The following is a 14,218-nucleotide window of genomic DNA, read 5'->3' on the forward strand; positions in this document are numbered from 1 at the left end:
TCTTAGCCTACATTTCCTTCCCATAGAATAAATCAACCCTACCCCAGAATGGGGGGTTGTGGGGCAGAAGCGCTAAACAACGCAGCGAAGAAACTTCACCAAATCGACTTGTCTAAAACTCAAACTTTTGCTTCCAGCGATTTGAGAAACTCAGTGTTAACGCCTGATTCACGAGTCAGCGCAATCTTTCCTGTGCGAGCAATTTCTCGAATCCCAAACTTATTGAGTACCTGCACGATCGCCACCATCTTCCCCGGATCGCCTACCACTTCGAGCGTCAGAGAATCTTCGGACACATCTACCACTCTGGCTCTAAAGATCTGCGCCAACTCAACGATCTCCGATCGATTGTTGCTCCCCGCATTCACTTTGAGTAGCATCAACTCCCGCTCGACACAAGGTACCTCAGTAATATCTTGCACCTTGATCACGTTGATCAGTTTGTAGAGTTGCTTCGTCAGTTGCTCAATGCTGGAATCATCTCCCGGCACGACCATCGTAATGCGCGATACGCCCATCTGTTCTGCGGGGCCGACCGCTAGACTTTCGATGTTAAATCCCCGACGGGCAAACAGCCCTGCAATCCGAGTCAAAACTCCGGCTTCATCCTCAACCAGAACAGAAAGGGTGTGCTTCATTGCCTTGGAAAAAATGCTGTGATGGGTTAAGGCTTGATTGAAGCCAGAATACCTCGACCGGAATCTCTGCCATCCTTCAGCAGAAATTGAGCTTCAAGCAGCCGTTGATCTATCCTATCGTGCGGAGGAGCGATCGCAACCAAATCTGACCGCCAACCCCCACAAGAATCTGCTCAAACTTCAAGAAATCTCCGCAGTATGTTTTCAAAAACACTTTGCTTTTTGACAGACTCAGTATTATTCTCTCTATAGATAGATGCGTCTTTACGGGCTACCCGGTCTAATCAATCTCTGTAAGTTGAATTGGAGCAAGCGTTTTATGGGATGGTTACAAAGACTGTTTGGACAAGAAAAGCCAAAAAATCCTGAGCAAGCCGTGAGTGGGCAACCCGTTCCACAGGCCCCGACGAATGCCCCCGGAGACACCACCGTCGCCGCTGAAACAATTCCCCCTGAGCGAGTCGGACTCAACGGTGAATATGACCAGAGTGGACTTGCCAAGCGAGTGGCTTTAGCCTTTGATCAAGACCCAATGGTGGCAGATGTGGATCACGTTTATGTGGCTCAACTGGGCACAACGGTTGTCTTGAAGGGTCAAGCCCCCAGCCAAGAAATTCTCAATAAGCTGGTTGAGATCGCTAACAATGTCAACGGAGCCAGCGCGGTCGATGCGGCTCAAGTCCAGGTTGGTTAGTCTTTGCAAATTTTTGCTGATGGTAGCCTACAAAAGTGGGCTACTTTTTTATTGAGGTTTTTTATTGAGTCTCTTTATTGAGTTTCTTACTGAGTTACTTTGTCCTTCGACTCGACTTTTCTACTCGACCCAATGCACTTGCACAAAGTGAGCAGGACGACCCCAATAATCTTGCACGACGCTGATGCTCTGCACCGTCAAATTAAAAGGAATCGCTGTCGTCACATATTGCTGTACAAATCGCCCCAATTCAGGAGTCAACTGTGCGGCAGTTGTGGCAGCCAACCCTAACCCTAAAATCTGCTCGATCGGCCCCCGTGGCAACAGTGCCGAAACGCCCAACGTTAACCCTGCCGTCAGTACCATCCCTACTGAGATATTTGTGCCACAGCGCGGATGGACGGCCAAATCCCATTCGCCCTGAGTAATGCGTCTCAAGGCCTGACTCACCGCCCGACTGACATCCGCCGTTTTGACTTGACCATAAAGGTAAAAGCCGCGATCGGTAGACAGTCCTCCCAGCGCATCCCCCTCTGACGTTGATCCACTGCTCAAGATCCAAACCGTGGCGTGCTCTAAGGCATGAACCTGTCGCAGGGTTAAAAGATCCTTCAGCCCTGGAATAAACCCAATTTGATGGATCAAGTCAGCGTCCTGGGTTGGCTGAGGTGTGGGAAGTACAGTAGTCCAAAAGTCGGGAGATGGGTTGATTGTTGTCGTCATCGCAGCACACTCCGTAGTCAGCAGACTGTAGAGGTCAAATTATGATTTAACTCTAGCGTCTGCTTTCTCAAAATGGCTGAGTGTTGCAAATTGTAAGTTAGCGTGGTCTATATCGGCTGATTAACCAAAGTTGCGAGGAACGACCCCTTGCGGGTAACTCGGAGAGAGCGCCGTGGGTGCGCCAGCTGGACTCGATTTTTCGCCAACCCCTCTGGAAACTTCGATACCGTTTTGCTCCAGAATGACGATCGGATCTGACCCAGCATTCACCTCAATTCGCTTCACCAAGATTTGACCATTAGAGAGGCGCTGTCCGGCGCTAACATAACGGCTGGTGGACTCGTTGGGCGCTTTGACGATCGCTTGGGCAGTTCCACCGACGACGACCACGCCACTCACTTCGACGGCTCTGGCTAAAGTTGGCTCTGGCAGAGGCGGTAAAGCGCTAATGGTCGGAACGCTAGGTCGCAGACCAGGCGCAGAGGGGGTGCCTTGAGGAACGGCTCTGGTCGGAGGATTGGCTGCCGTTCTCCGGTCAGACCCTCCTTGCGGAGAACGAGAAGAATCAGGAAGCTGGGGCTGTCGGGCTGTCTCAGTGCCTGTGTTGCCTCTCTCAGAAGGGCTTATGCCGCCAGACGTTCCGGCAGGAGTTCTCAATGTAATTAGGGGAGGCAGGCTGGCAAAGGGATCGTTCTGGGTTCTTCTAACGTTGATGCCTGCTTGAACTTGGCGGGCCCGCTCTTCTGGGTCAGTAGACTGAAGCAACCCCGGAACTCGACTGTTGGCAATCTGCCCTTTCTTAGCGGCGTTTTTCTCAGCCACCAGAGGTTTTGCAAAGCCTTGAGTAGCGGTTGGGCTTTGGGTGGCCTCTGCTGCGGGAGAAGGACTTACTTCTGGCGTGCTGGCAGTGTCTTCAGAGCCGCAGCCACCTACCCAGAGCGCCAATATTCCTGCACATGCAATCAGTAAAGGTCTACGCATTTCCTCTCCCCAAAAACTCCATTTCAAGATAGCGTCGCGTCCTCTGTCTAAGTTGAATCTTTTGAGAAGAATCTGTGTAGGCAACCAACTCAGGCGCTTGCAGATTCAGATCATCAAAGCTTTTGAATCAATCTTAAATGAGTGAATTCTGGAAACTTTGAAACTCGTTAAAACTTCTTAAATTTGAGGTTAGCTTTCTAGATGAATTAAGTATGCCCTAAATTTAAAGCGATCGATTAATTTATTTTGCAAGCAAAGCGATCGCAATCCTTGAAGTAAGTCCCAAATTCAGTTAGGCGCTGCGTAAAGTTGATTTCATTTAACTGCTGGATGTCTGAAAAATCACAGACAAATTATTGGCGGGCATGGGTACAACATTGACTAAATGTAACTGTTGAGATTGGGCAACGGACACAACTTCTTCTAAATCTCGAACTCCCCATTCAGGATTTTGCGATCGGAGGCTTTGATCAAATGCGGCATTGCTGGGGGCGATGTGACGGCCATTTTGTTTGAAGGGGCCATATAGGTAGAGAACTCCGCCGGGTGGAAGCGTTCGTTTGGCTCCATCCAATAAACCCAGACAGGCTGACCAGGGGGCGATGTGAATCATGTTGATGTTGACGATCGCGGTAATCGGTTCTTGACGTTGCTCAACGATCCAGATGGGGTCTCGCACATCTAGCGCGATCGGGGGATACAAATTGTCGGCGGGGTGATGGGTTTGCCAAGCGGCGATGCTGTTGCGGGCGATCGGGTTGGGGTCAGAGGGTTGCCAGTGGCGGTGGGCGAGGCGGGGAGCAAAAAAGACGGCGTGTTCTCCAGTGCCGCTAGAAATTTCTAACACGGTACCCGTGGGCGGCAAAACTTGTAAAAGCACGTCTAAAATAGCTTCTCGGTTGCGTTCTGTGGCGGGTGCGTACTGGCGATCGTCCATTGCTTACAGTTCTTAATTATTCTGAAATTATCTGTACAGTGCCCGTGTTACCAAACTCAAAAGACTAAGGAAATAGGTCGAGTCGGCTCCATAGTCGGCGTGCACCCAGTTGTGTTTGATTGTTGAAGTCCAAACAATCCACAGTAGCTCTTCCGATCGAAGTTATGCCTAAAATTCTGCTGGACTCGGCTTTTGCCTGAAAATGCTCATTCCATTGGTCAATTCTTGGATTGGACAAGCGCATTTCAGTCTCAGATTCAGGATCTTTACTGTTGATACGCATTCCTTTACGAAGATTACAGGATCGACAAGCGAGGGCCAAGTTCGATTCTGCATCTGCACCACCCCGATAGACAGGAATAATGTGCTCAACTTCAAAGGGAAAGTTGAAGACGAGTTCGGGAGCATGGCAGTATTCACAGCGATGAGCCGCACGATCGGCGGTCAGTACATAAAAGGGATTCATTCGATGACTTGCTGCAAAATTCCTTCCGATCGTGCCGTTGCTGCTTTTAACTCAGCTTCTACTAAGCGGTCTAGCTCTATTTGTTGGGCTGGGGAGAGGGATTGTCCGCTATCTCGTGCAGTTCGCCAGAGGTTCATTAACTCAGACAGGCGTTCTTGCTGCTTGGCACCAAAAAGATTGTCAGGAGAAAAGCTCTGAATCACCAGAAGTGCGCTGAATTCTTCGTTCTCTAACTGGACTGTCAGCCCATCCAAGGCCTCACCCACAGTTTTGCCGATGGAACGTTTGTCTCCGGCGATCGCTTCATAGATTCGCTCACCATTAATGTCGGAAATTGGCAAGATAGCAACAGTCGTCATGTCTTTACCCACTTCTGGAATCAAAGATAGTTCACTCAATTCACGCTATTTACAGCTTGTTACAGGTATTAACGAGCAGTTAAATTGCAATCCAGAAGCTTTAACAAACCAAAAGCTGCTAGTAGTTCCAGCGGTCTACTATCTCTAACATTTTGTTTGCAGAGATTAAACTTACTGATCCGTTTTTCCGCTTCTCTTTCAACATGCTTGAAATTTCAGCAAAACTCCGAAAAGGTTGGTGACCCTTATTCTTACTAATTTCTTGCAATCCCGCAACGATTTTCTTAGCTTTGTTAGAGCCAAGAAACTCCAGTTTGCGTTGCACATAAATCGCGATTTCTGGTTCTAATACCAAATCAACCAACAAATGATACTCATAAAAATCAGTTAATTAACCGATTTCTATCTCTCAGATTTGAAAAAACCAATCAGGGAAGCCGTTTCAAAGTCCCTCAAAATGGGGGATTTAGGGGGCGAGGATCTGTATCAGTAACTAGTGTATTTGGTATAAGATGCGGTTGAAGGCATCAATAGGAGGAATAGGTTTAGGTGAATTTGCTTCACTCAGCGTACAACGAACTACACTCAGGATCACTCGATCGCAACTGATTCAGCAAGAAGCAGAACTTGTGATCGCTTCAGCCGCACTTACTATAAAAGAAGCTGCGCTTAGAATTCCTTGATCGCAGCCAAATGTAGGAGAAGGAGTTCTGATTGCGGGAGAAGCCTCGACTATGACAACTCACTTGCTGCTTTGGATCGCTACATCAGTAATAAGAAAAAGTTAAGCGACAGCAAGCAACGCATAAGCGTGACAAACAGAACAAAGGGTGCAACTCGTGAGCAGAACGATCGCATTCATCGCACCATTGCTTCAATCTGGGAAGGCAAGACCTGTTTTGGGATCGCGAATATACAGACCTAAAACCAGCGAATCGAGGACTTGATCCCAGACTGGAGTCAGGCGATCGGCTTGATCTGCCCAATAGTCAAACGTAATCAAACACTGCACGTTAGACCCCAGCCCGATACAGATTCGAGAGAAGGCTTCCCGGTTTTCTCCAGCATCGATAAATTTGACTTCTGTCCAGACAATGCGGGCGATTTGGCGCTTGAGCGTGATGATTTCCCCCGTTTCGATCACGTTGCGCTTTTCGTCTTCCACAATCTTCTTAAGCGTGTGCTGAAGAGGAAACAGACTCCAATCTCCTTGAGGTAGACGGTTAAACGACATTTCTAGACGACAATCATCATCGGGGGGCTTGCGATCGAGAAACTTAAACGACTTGACATCTGGCTCAAAATGCCAATCATGGGGCACATCAAAGCGCACGGCCCCGCGGTCGGCGACAAATATTTTGTATCCTGGTTTCGATTGCCAGCGATGGTCTTCTTTCAGTTCCAGCGTCTCTTTGATCCAGCGAAGGTCGTCTTTTTTGCGCTTTGCCATAATCTGAAGGAGTGAATAGAATTCGACAAGGGAAGCGGTGCTGTCATGCTATCCAAAATTTGCCATTTGTATCCCGATCGCTTCATTTATTATCCAGAATTTGAGAGCGTCGATCGCTTGATTTGACTTCCCAAACTCTGGATTTCTCAAACCTTTACGCTTCGATAACGACTCGCAAATTGCCCCGCTTTTTAGAGACTCGACAAGACGTAGAAGACCCCGATCGCTCAAATTCTAGATCCAATAACGTCTGACCGACTCGCAGGTTTTGTAGCGACAAATAATTGATCGACTCCGGCAAAGAGGGATCAATAATTCGCAGATAGTTTCCAGGCGCATCGGGCACCAGGTTGACAATCATATGCACCAGTTGAAAAATGCTGCCCGTCGCCCAAGCCTGCGGAGAACAAGCGACTGGATACTGCACCGGGGCATTGTCGTTGGTGCGATCGTAGCCACAAAACAACTCTGGTGGACGCTGATACGGCTGGTGACGCGTCATATCCAACAGTCCTTTACACAGTTCTAGCGCCTGATCGATCAGACCGAGAGACCGTAGACCGATCGCAATCATCGCATTGTCGTGAGGCCAGACCGACCCAATGTGATAGCCCATCGGATTGTAGGCCGGCGATGACTTGCTCAAAGTACGAATGCCCCAACCATTAAACATATCCGGCCCGCGCAGCCGTTCTGCAACACTGTAGGCTTTCTCTGGCGTGAAGATGCCCAGATTCAAACAGTGACCGGGGTTAGAGGTGATGCTGTCTACATGATTGCCGTCTCCATCCAATGCCAGCGCACAGAAATCTTGATCCTCCATCCAAAAGTCTCGATTAAAGCGCATCTTGAGATCTCTGGCTTCTTCTTCCCAGCGATCGGCGAGATCGATCCGCTTCTTCATACGCGCAATCTGACTGAGGCGCACTTTGGCCGAGTAGGCGTAGCCCTGCACCTCACACAGCGTAATGGCTCCCCGTGCAAGCTGTCCTTTACGATTCACAATGCAGTTGTCCGAATCTTTCCAACCCTGGTTATCGAGTCCACGCTTTGATTTGCGGGCGTAGCTGAGGTAACCCGTTTCTTTGAGGTTGCGATCGATCCACTCCATCGCGGCCAGTGCGTTGTACCACAGCCGATCCAGGGTTTCATGATCCGCCGTCCAGGAGAAATATTCTGCGTAGAGCATGATCCAGAGCGGCGTAGCATCGACCGTGCCGTAATAAGGCGTATGGGGGATTTCTTGACAGCGGGCCATTTCGCCAAACCGGATTTCGTGCAAAATCTTACCGGGCTGTTCGTCGCGCCATTCGTCCTCAGATTTGCCCTGGTAGTGGGCCAAAATCGTCAGCGTCTCACGGGCAATCTGGGGATCAAGCAACAGCGTTTGAGAAGCGGCAATGATCGAGTCGCGCCCAAATAGCGTCGAAAACCAGGGAACCCCCGCCGAAAGCGCCTTATTCTTACCAAAGCTTTGACGCAAGAGATACACGTCCTGTTCTGCCCGCTCGATCACACGGTTAAACGTGCTTTTGTCCGATCGAATCTGCGTTACTTGCTGTTGCCAGGTTTGCTCCTCCATCGTTTCGGCCGCTTTGGCTTGAGACAGCGTGTAGGGGGCGTTAACGTGGGAAACCGATCGTCCGTTGCCCAACATTTGCAGCCGATAGCCTAGGGTTAGGGTCTCGTGAGAAGCCATCTCCAGTTTCCAGACGGCGGTGTAGCCTTTGAGAAAATCGGGCTGATGGTGAGAAAATTGCAGGCGTGATTCGAGTAAAGTCCCGTCTAGACCCTGGTAAGCGAGCGACATCTCAACCGGGGGGCGATCGGTTTCGTCGTCCAGAAGATCTAAGGAAAGGGTGTCGGGGAGCGATCGTAGCAGTTTCCCACGTTGTTCTCGTTGGGCACCGCGCACTTCAAACAGATCGATAAAGTCGGCATCAAAGCTGAGACTGATCTCAAAACTGACGGCTTCTGTGCTGTAGTTGGCGACTTCGATTTCTTCAAACAGTCCCCCATTCAGCACCAGTTCTCGCTTGATGCCAATGTATTCCGCAGGAATCTTTTCGAGACGAGGATTGGTACACAGCACTGAGAGAACGAACCCTTTTTCAGCGGTGCTGCTAAGTAAAATTGGGGGACGACCATCGATTTGCATTTCCAGGCGACTGAGAAAGCGAGTGTCGTTACAAAATAACCCCATGCTGCCATTGCGGCCGTCGTCTGCATTTCCGCCAATGTTGCCAAACGTGTCCGTGAGCAAAAAGAGATCATCATCTTTTAATGTCAAGACAGGTTGGGGACGCTCGTTGAGAACGCAAGCCCACTCTGGGATCGGCAATTGGTCTGCCGGGACGAACTTTCTACCGTCAAATTCAATGATATCTGGGGACATGAAGCCAAGTTTTTCCAGTGATGTATGGGGTTTCTGGAACCAAATTTAATCTGGTTTTGCCGGAAGATCGTCGGAGTTTTAGCCTAAATCCGGATGGTTAGTATTTTAACTTTCATCCGTGCATGATTGCCCGTAGATCAGGATTTCACTCCTTAGTTTTGCTTAGGTAAATCAACGATTTTCAGAATAGTTGAGACGCAAAAAATCAAAGTCGCTCAGTTCTGAAATCAAACTTCCGTACAATTTCTGGAAATCTGAAAACTCAATGTAATTTTGAATACAATGATCTAGGTTTTCAAGAAATAGCTATGTCAGGATTTGATTAATTTGACTCAGCAATTCTTCCATTTGAAGCGACTGGGGCAAGATGGGGACGGCCAATTCGTTCAGCAGTTCTGAGAAGGTTTTGACTTCGGGGGAGTCGATCGCGCCCGATTTTTGACGATGATCCAACACGAGAATCGGCGGCTTTGATTTGAGCGATTTCAGGCTTGAGACGGCTTGTAGCGTCGCCGAATAAATCTTGGTGTCGTGCCAGCAGATCAGCAGCAGATCGACGCTTTGAGACTGGAGTTTTTGCAAAACTTCTGCCCACGATCGCCCCACGGTTCCCCGAAATCCAGCAGTCTGAATATACTGCATCATCGCCTGTACCCATTCAGATTCTCTGGCAGATTCATGATTGAGATGTGCCAGGTCGATCGCCAACACAGACGGCCGCCACGCAAACCCCGCCGCAACTTGAATCACCTGCAACAACGCTGAGGTTTCTGACTGTCCCGATGATACAGACTGTTCCATTAAGGGCGCGAGACAAGGAAAGATCGACAGTCCAGCAATTTGGTTGGCCGCTTGAGTCGTGGCTTGATCCAGCGTGACGATCGGCAACGAAGCCAAAAACGACTGCTCACTCAGACGACGAATGTAAGCGATCGGGTCGGGCATGGCCGCGTCTAACAAAACAATATTGGGCTTCCACACCTGAGCCAACAGTTCAGCTTGTTCGAGATCGTCCGCTTCTAGGACTCGGTAATTGTGGCGATGCAGTAAATGGTTGAGGTCGATCGTTGCCTGTTGCCCAATGCGGCTTTGTTCTCCATAGCGAATCGGACTGAGCCGTAAGATCACCAGACTTTCGACAGGTTTCTCCGAGGCTTCGCTGGGTTCTGCTGCTTCGGTCAGGTGGGCCAGGGTTTGTTTGAGGGCTTTGCTGGCGATCGGTAAGCTTAAGAAACCGTCTGCCTGATTGCGAGTTGCCTGTTCGCGATCGCCCCGTGTGGCGGTGACAATTACGGGAATGTGCTGCGTTTGGAGATCGGCTTTGAGCAGGGTTAGCACGTCCCAGCCTGACAGTGTGGGTAAGAGCGGATTGACGAAAATCGAACAGGGTTGCAGCCTGCGGGCTTTTTCGACCGCTTCGGTGCCCGATCGGGCGATCACGACTCGATAGCCCAATTCAAACAGTTGCTCTGAGAGATGCTCGATCGATCTCACAACAGCTTCGACGACGAGCACCAGGCGATTGTGTCCAGTCCGACAGGCTTGAAGAGGGGAAGTGCCCAGAGCGATCGTTGGCTGAGGGTGAGTCGGCGGCAACAGTAAGGTAAATTGACTGCCCTGACCTTCTTTGGAGACAAACGACACATCACCGCCGTGTAGTCTGGCCAATCGCTGTGTGAGAACGAGTCCCAATCCTGCCCCTTCAAACCGTCGTGTTAAGGGATTCTCTAACTGCTGAAATTTCTGAAAGATCAAATGCTGCTTTTCGGCAGGAATGCCAATCCCCGTGTCCCAAACCGTAAAGGTAACCCAGCCTTCCCAAAGATTGACGCGCAGCCCAATTCTGCCCGGTGACTCAGTAAATTTGAGCGCATTTGACAGCAGATTGACCAACATCTGACGCAGCCGCATCTCATCTGCGACGAGGGTTTCTAGCCCAGGTTCGATCTCCATCATAAAAGAAGGGGCAGCCGAGTCAACTTCCTGGCCCGCTTCAGGCTTTGCTTCTTCGGATCGCACTTTTTGCGCCTGTTCAAAGGCTCGATCGCATACATTGAGAACGTTTACAGGTTCCAACGAGAGTTCTAGCTGGCCCGTTTCCATGCGGGTGAGGTCGAGAATATCGTTGACGATCGCCATCAGGTGCCGACCGCTGCGATAGATCAGCTGAGCATAGCGAATTTGTCGTTCGTTTAATCCCCCCGATAGCTGGTCTTTGAGCAGACTCGACAACCCCAAAACCGCCGTTAGAGGCGTTCTCAATTCGTGACTGATGCAGGCCAAAAATTCATCTTTGAGGCGGTTAAGCTGCACCAAGTCAGCATTTTTGGCAGCCAACTCTCTCGCTAACTGCTGCTGTTCGGTGACATCTTGAGCTAGTACCAGCCACAGACTTTCTTCTGTAACCCAGGGGCGCGGTGTTGTCGCAGGGTCGCCGCCGTCCAATTTAGCCAGACGAAAATCTTCAAGCGACCACTGATCACTCACCACGGGCATTTGCCACAGGTCAGCCAGCCCCAGATTCATCTCTGGCAACATTGCCCCCAACGGAATCTTGACCAACTGCAAAATCCGTTCTTGACCATTCTTGAGCGGACAAGCACAAATACAGGTGTTGGGCGTTGAGCCGATGTGACACAGGCTGGCTAAAGCAGACTCGCTAGAAGTGCCGATCGACCGTTCCCACGAGTCAATGCGCGTTGAGTCTGAAGGGTGATGCGCCGCAAACTCTAAGACGGCATCGGCATCCCGTTGTACCCAGCCCGGATCGACAATTTCACCAAACTGCTCGTGCCACAAAGCGTTTTGCGCCAGCGCCTTTCCAGTACTGGTTTGCAGCATCAGCGGCAGCGGCAATCGTTCCAAAAACTGCATCAGCGGATGGACGGCAGACGATTCTAAAAGGGGTTTTGGTTGAAGCTGAGAGCGAAGTTTGGCAATTTGAACGCGCAAATGCTGCTTGAGACCATCAAATTCGAGCGGAATCTGTGTAGAACCCGCGGTCGAGCCGACTTCTTGCGGGTAACTCGCAGAGATTGGCGTTTCCTCAACGACGGTCGGAGTTTGAGACCCTGCCCCCAACTCGATCAGCTTTCTCACATAAAAACTATCAATCAGTCCTTGAAAATGACGATCGCCATCCACCAGGGCCCAAAATCGCTCCGTCTGATCGCGAAATTCGATTGCACACTGGCTCAACGACAGGTCACCCGGCAACGCAGGCAATGGCTCCAAAAGCGGGGCACCCACAGCCGACAGAGCGCGTTGAAAATCAATCAATAAAGTCGTCGTTTCGGGATTGCCGGGCATCAGACTGCGAAGTTGAATCAGTCCGATCGGGCAGCGTTGTTCATTGATTACTACCAGGCGATCGCAGCCTCCCCGACTAAAAACTTCCAGCACCTCCGCCAGCGTGTCCGTCTGGAAACAGGTCGGTGCAGGTTCGAGAAAATCGCTGAGACAGGCAGTGTTCATGAACATGGGAAACCCGCTAGAGCAATAGGATAGAACTGAAGCGGTAGCACTCAACCGATCAACCCCGATCAATTAGATCAGGTTGGTAGACCGTATTGGATTCACAGATTGAATCGTGGATCAACTGTGCCACCGTTCTGCGGGAAGAAAACGCCACTCAGAACCCTTATTTTAGAACCTTGCTCTGATAAAGGGCAGATTGTTGCATTCTCGAAATCATTAGCAACAAAGGCAAATATAGCGCGCTTGAATGCCCTCCCCCTGAGAGATGCAACGCTTTTGAAGCCTGCCTTTGTCCTGCCTTTGTATTGATGGATCTGGATGGGGCGATCGCTGAAGAAAAATCCAATGCTACTTTTCTTCATTCGATACCTACAGCCAGCGTTCTACAAAACACCTTCCCAAAGCAGAAAAATTGACTTCAATAAACTCATCGAATCGTTCTAAAAAAACATCTAAAAAACTATAGAGAGCTTTAGTTGCTTAATCCTGCGTTCTAGACAACTTTCTGTCTAACGAATCATTGAGAAGTGTGAATAGTCCTCCATCCACCTTGATACTGAACTTAATCGGTTGTGAAATTGCTGCTGTTGGCGTAAACAACCTCAATCAAATATGATGGCTCTTAACAAATATTAAGTAATTCTGTAGAAATCCCCTGGAGTTTCTGTGCCTCAAAGGATTTCTTAGCGTTGCCGTTCTTCATCCCCGTGAGTCTATCTAGCCTTGACTGCCTCCCCTCCTCCCCTGCCGCGCCCTCACTTATTTGTGTGTCTGTACCTGAGTTCAGAACTGCTGTCTCAAACGATTCGGCAGTCTTTGGGTGTCGATCGCTATCTGGTTGCTGCGCCAGAGTCGGATGAAGCCTTTTTCAATCTGCTCGAGCATCAAAAACAGCAGCTTGATTGTCTAATTCTTGACGACACCGCCAACTTGCCCCATTTAACCAACTGGCTCCACGGAAAGGCCACCCTTTTGCCGCTGCTGATTTTAGAGCGACAAGCGGGCGATCGTGCTCTAGATAATCTCCCTGAGCCAGCTTTTCTCTATCACATGGGCGAGGTGCGGATCTCTGCAAACCAGACAGAGCAACTGCCCCAAGGCATTGAGCGGGCAATCAGCGAATTTCTCAATCTGTCTCCTGCCTGTCGGCTTCCGGGCAGTCCTGCTCTCGATTTGACCACCGACCTGAGCGCCCAAAACTTCTTACTTTTACAACAGCGACGACTCACCGAAAAGCTCAAAGAGCGACTGGGCTATTTAGGAATTTATTACAAACGCAACCCAAAAAACTTTTTTCGCAACTCTTCTAAAAAAGAACAACAGGAATTTTTAACTCAGTTAAGACTGGACTATCGAGCAATCATTTTGAATTACTTTTCTGAAGGAACTGCCTTAAATCAACGAATTGATGACTTTGTGAATACCGCTTTTTTTGCAGATATTTCAGTCGCTCAAATTGTTGAAGTTCACATGGAGCTAATGGACGAATTTTCTAAACAGCTAAAATTAGAGGGGCGCAGCGAAGAGATTTTGCTGGATTATCGACTGACTTTGATTGATACGATCGCTCATCTCTGTGAAATGTATCGGCGCTCAATTCCAAGAGAGTCTTAAAGGCTTACACTTATTCTTCTTTAACTGTCTACCGTTCCTTCAGCCTGCTAATCGCTAAACTATGAGTCCCCTAAAGAAGACCTACGTTCTCAAACTCTACGTGGCAGGCAATACGCCTAACTCCATTCGTGCGCTCAAGACCCTAAACAATATTCTTGAAAAAGAGTTTCAGGGAGTCTACGCGCTAAAGGTGATTGATGTGTTGAAAAATCCGCAGCTTGCGGAAGAAGACAAGATTTTAGCGACTCCAACTCTGGCCAAAATTCTACCGCCGCCTGTGCGTAAAATTATCGGGGATCTCTCCGATCGAGAAAAGGTTTTAATCGGGCTAGACCTTCTCTACGAAGAACTGCGCGAGGAAGAAATTGATAGTTGAATCGATCGTTAAACAATTCGTCAAACCAACCCAAAAATCTGGTTAGATAGACTCATAGTAAAGAAATGTAACAGAGCGGGTGTCCATTTTTAGAAGTTCGCTCCACTT

At 49.3% G+C, this 14,218-nt stretch carries 13 protein-coding genes; 3 read left to right on the forward strand and 10 right to left on the reverse strand.

The window, feature by feature from the left end; genetic code table 11:
- Positions 1–119: 119 nt before the first annotated feature.
- Positions 120–638, reverse strand: a complete 519-nt coding sequence (gene ilvN, locus ACKFKF_RS18545; protein ID WP_446861794.1) for an acetolactate synthase small subunit — start codon at positions 636–638, stop codon at positions 120–122.
- A gap of 319 nt (positions 639–957) precedes the next feature.
- Between ilvN and ACKFKF_RS18550 the strand changes: the two genes are divergently transcribed.
- Entirely contained in the window at positions 958–1,332 is a 375-nt protein-coding gene (locus ACKFKF_RS18550) for a phospholipid-binding protein (protein WP_446861795.1), read from the forward strand.
- A gap of 120 nt (positions 1,333–1,452) precedes the next feature.
- Here the strand turns inward: ACKFKF_RS18550 and ACKFKF_RS18555 are convergent, their stop codons facing one another.
- The 9 genes from ACKFKF_RS18555 to ACKFKF_RS18595 form a co-directional block, all read right to left on the reverse strand.
- Positions 1,453–2,055 (reverse strand): DUF6391 domain-containing protein, encoded by a 603-nt coding sequence (locus ACKFKF_RS18555; RefSeq protein ID WP_446861796.1) that lies wholly within the window; start codon positions 2,053–2,055, stop codon positions 1,453–1,455.
- Positions 2,056–2,175: 120 nt separating this feature from the next.
- Positions 2,176–3,036, reverse strand: a complete 861-nt coding sequence (locus ACKFKF_RS18560) for a hypothetical protein (protein WP_446869055.1) — start codon at positions 3,034–3,036, stop codon at positions 2,176–2,178.
- Between the two features lie 319 nt (positions 3,037–3,355).
- Positions 3,356–3,973 (reverse strand): DUF938 domain-containing protein, encoded by a 618-nt coding sequence (locus ACKFKF_RS18565; RefSeq protein ID WP_446869056.1) that lies wholly within the window; start codon positions 3,971–3,973, stop codon positions 3,356–3,358.
- A 64-nt stretch (positions 3,974–4,037) separates the two neighbouring features.
- Positions 4,038–4,439, reverse strand: coding sequence for an HNH endonuclease (locus tag ACKFKF_RS18570; RefSeq protein WP_446869057.1), 402 nt, complete (start codon positions 4,437–4,439; stop codon positions 4,038–4,040).
- Positions 4,436–4,837: a hypothetical protein gene (locus ACKFKF_RS18575; protein WP_446869058.1), complete on the reverse strand. Its 402-nt coding sequence runs from the start codon at positions 4,835–4,837 to the stop codon at positions 4,436–4,438. The genes ACKFKF_RS18570 and ACKFKF_RS18575 overlap by 4 nt, the downstream gene beginning before the upstream one ends.
- A gap of 79 nt (positions 4,838–4,916) precedes the next feature.
- Positions 4,917–5,162: a hypothetical protein gene (locus tag ACKFKF_RS18580; protein ID WP_446869059.1), complete on the reverse strand. Its 246-nt coding sequence runs from the start codon at positions 5,160–5,162 to the stop codon at positions 4,917–4,919.
- Between the two features lie 510 nt (positions 5,163–5,672).
- The gene (locus ACKFKF_RS18585; RefSeq protein WP_446869060.1) at positions 5,673–6,248 is read right to left on the reverse strand and encodes a hypothetical protein; all 576 of its coding nucleotides are present in this window, start codon (positions 6,246–6,248) and stop codon (positions 5,673–5,675) included.
- A 154-nt stretch (positions 6,249–6,402) separates the two neighbouring features.
- Positions 6,403–8,643 (reverse strand): amylo-alpha-1,6-glucosidase, encoded by a 2,241-nt coding sequence (locus ACKFKF_RS18590; RefSeq protein ID WP_446869061.1) that lies wholly within the window; start codon positions 8,641–8,643, stop codon positions 6,403–6,405.
- A 306-nt stretch (positions 8,644–8,949) separates the two neighbouring features.
- Complete coding sequence (locus ACKFKF_RS18595; protein ID WP_446869063.1) at positions 8,950–12,123, reverse strand: ATP-binding protein; 3,174 nt, start codon at positions 12,121–12,123, stop codon at positions 8,950–8,952.
- 720 nt (positions 12,124–12,843) lie between these two features.
- Between ACKFKF_RS18595 and ACKFKF_RS18600 the strand changes: the two genes are divergently transcribed.
- A complete protein-coding gene (locus ACKFKF_RS18600; RefSeq protein ID WP_446869064.1) occupies positions 12,844–13,734 on the forward strand; it encodes a circadian clock protein KaiA in 891 nt (296 codons plus the stop codon).
- Positions 13,735–13,795: 61 nt separating this feature from the next.
- On the forward strand, positions 13,796–14,110 hold the full coding sequence (kaiB, locus tag ACKFKF_RS18605; protein ID WP_446861808.1) for a circadian clock protein KaiB: 315 nt from the start codon (positions 13,796–13,798) through the stop codon (positions 14,108–14,110).
- The last annotated feature ends 108 nt before the right edge of the window (positions 14,111–14,218 follow it).

This window comes from Phormidesmis sp. 146-12, assembly GCF_052939495.1.

What these genes read in the sequence shown, in the direction of transcription:
- ACKFKF_RS18585 (WP_446869060.1), bottom strand. Translation starts at nt 6,248, where the DNA reads ATGGCAAAGCGCAAAAAAGACGACCTTCGCTGGATCAAAGAGACGCTG.
- ilvN (WP_446861794.1), bottom strand. Translation starts at nt 638, where the DNA reads ATGAAGCACACCCTTTCTGTTCTGGTTGAGGATGAAGCCGGAGTTTTG.
- kaiB (WP_446861808.1), top strand. Translation starts at nt 13,796, where the DNA reads ATGAGTCCCCTAAAGAAGACCTACGTTCTCAAACTCTACGTGGCAGGC.
- ACKFKF_RS18565 (WP_446869056.1), bottom strand. Translation starts at nt 3,973, where the DNA reads ATGGACGATCGCCAGTACGCACCCGCCACAGAACGCAACCGAGAAGCT.
- ACKFKF_RS18590 (WP_446869061.1), bottom strand. Translation starts at nt 8,643, where the DNA reads ATGTCCCCAGATATCATTGAATTTGACGGTAGAAAGTTCGTCCCGGCA.
- ACKFKF_RS18550 (WP_446861795.1), top strand. Translation starts at nt 958, where the DNA reads ATGGGATGGTTACAAAGACTGTTTGGACAAGAAAAGCCAAAAAATCCT.
- ACKFKF_RS18560 (WP_446869055.1), bottom strand. Translation starts at nt 3,036, where the DNA reads ATGCGTAGACCTTTACTGATTGCATGTGCAGGAATATTGGCGCTCTGG.
- ACKFKF_RS18555 (WP_446861796.1), bottom strand. Translation starts at nt 2,055, where the DNA reads ATGACGACAACAATCAACCCATCTCCCGACTTTTGGACTACTGTACTT.
- ACKFKF_RS18595 (WP_446869063.1), bottom strand. Translation starts at nt 12,123, where the DNA reads ATGTTCATGAACACTGCCTGTCTCAGCGATTTTCTCGAACCTGCACCG.
- ACKFKF_RS18570 (WP_446869057.1), bottom strand. Translation starts at nt 4,439, where the DNA reads ATGAATCCCTTTTATGTACTGACCGCCGATCGTGCGGCTCATCGCTGT.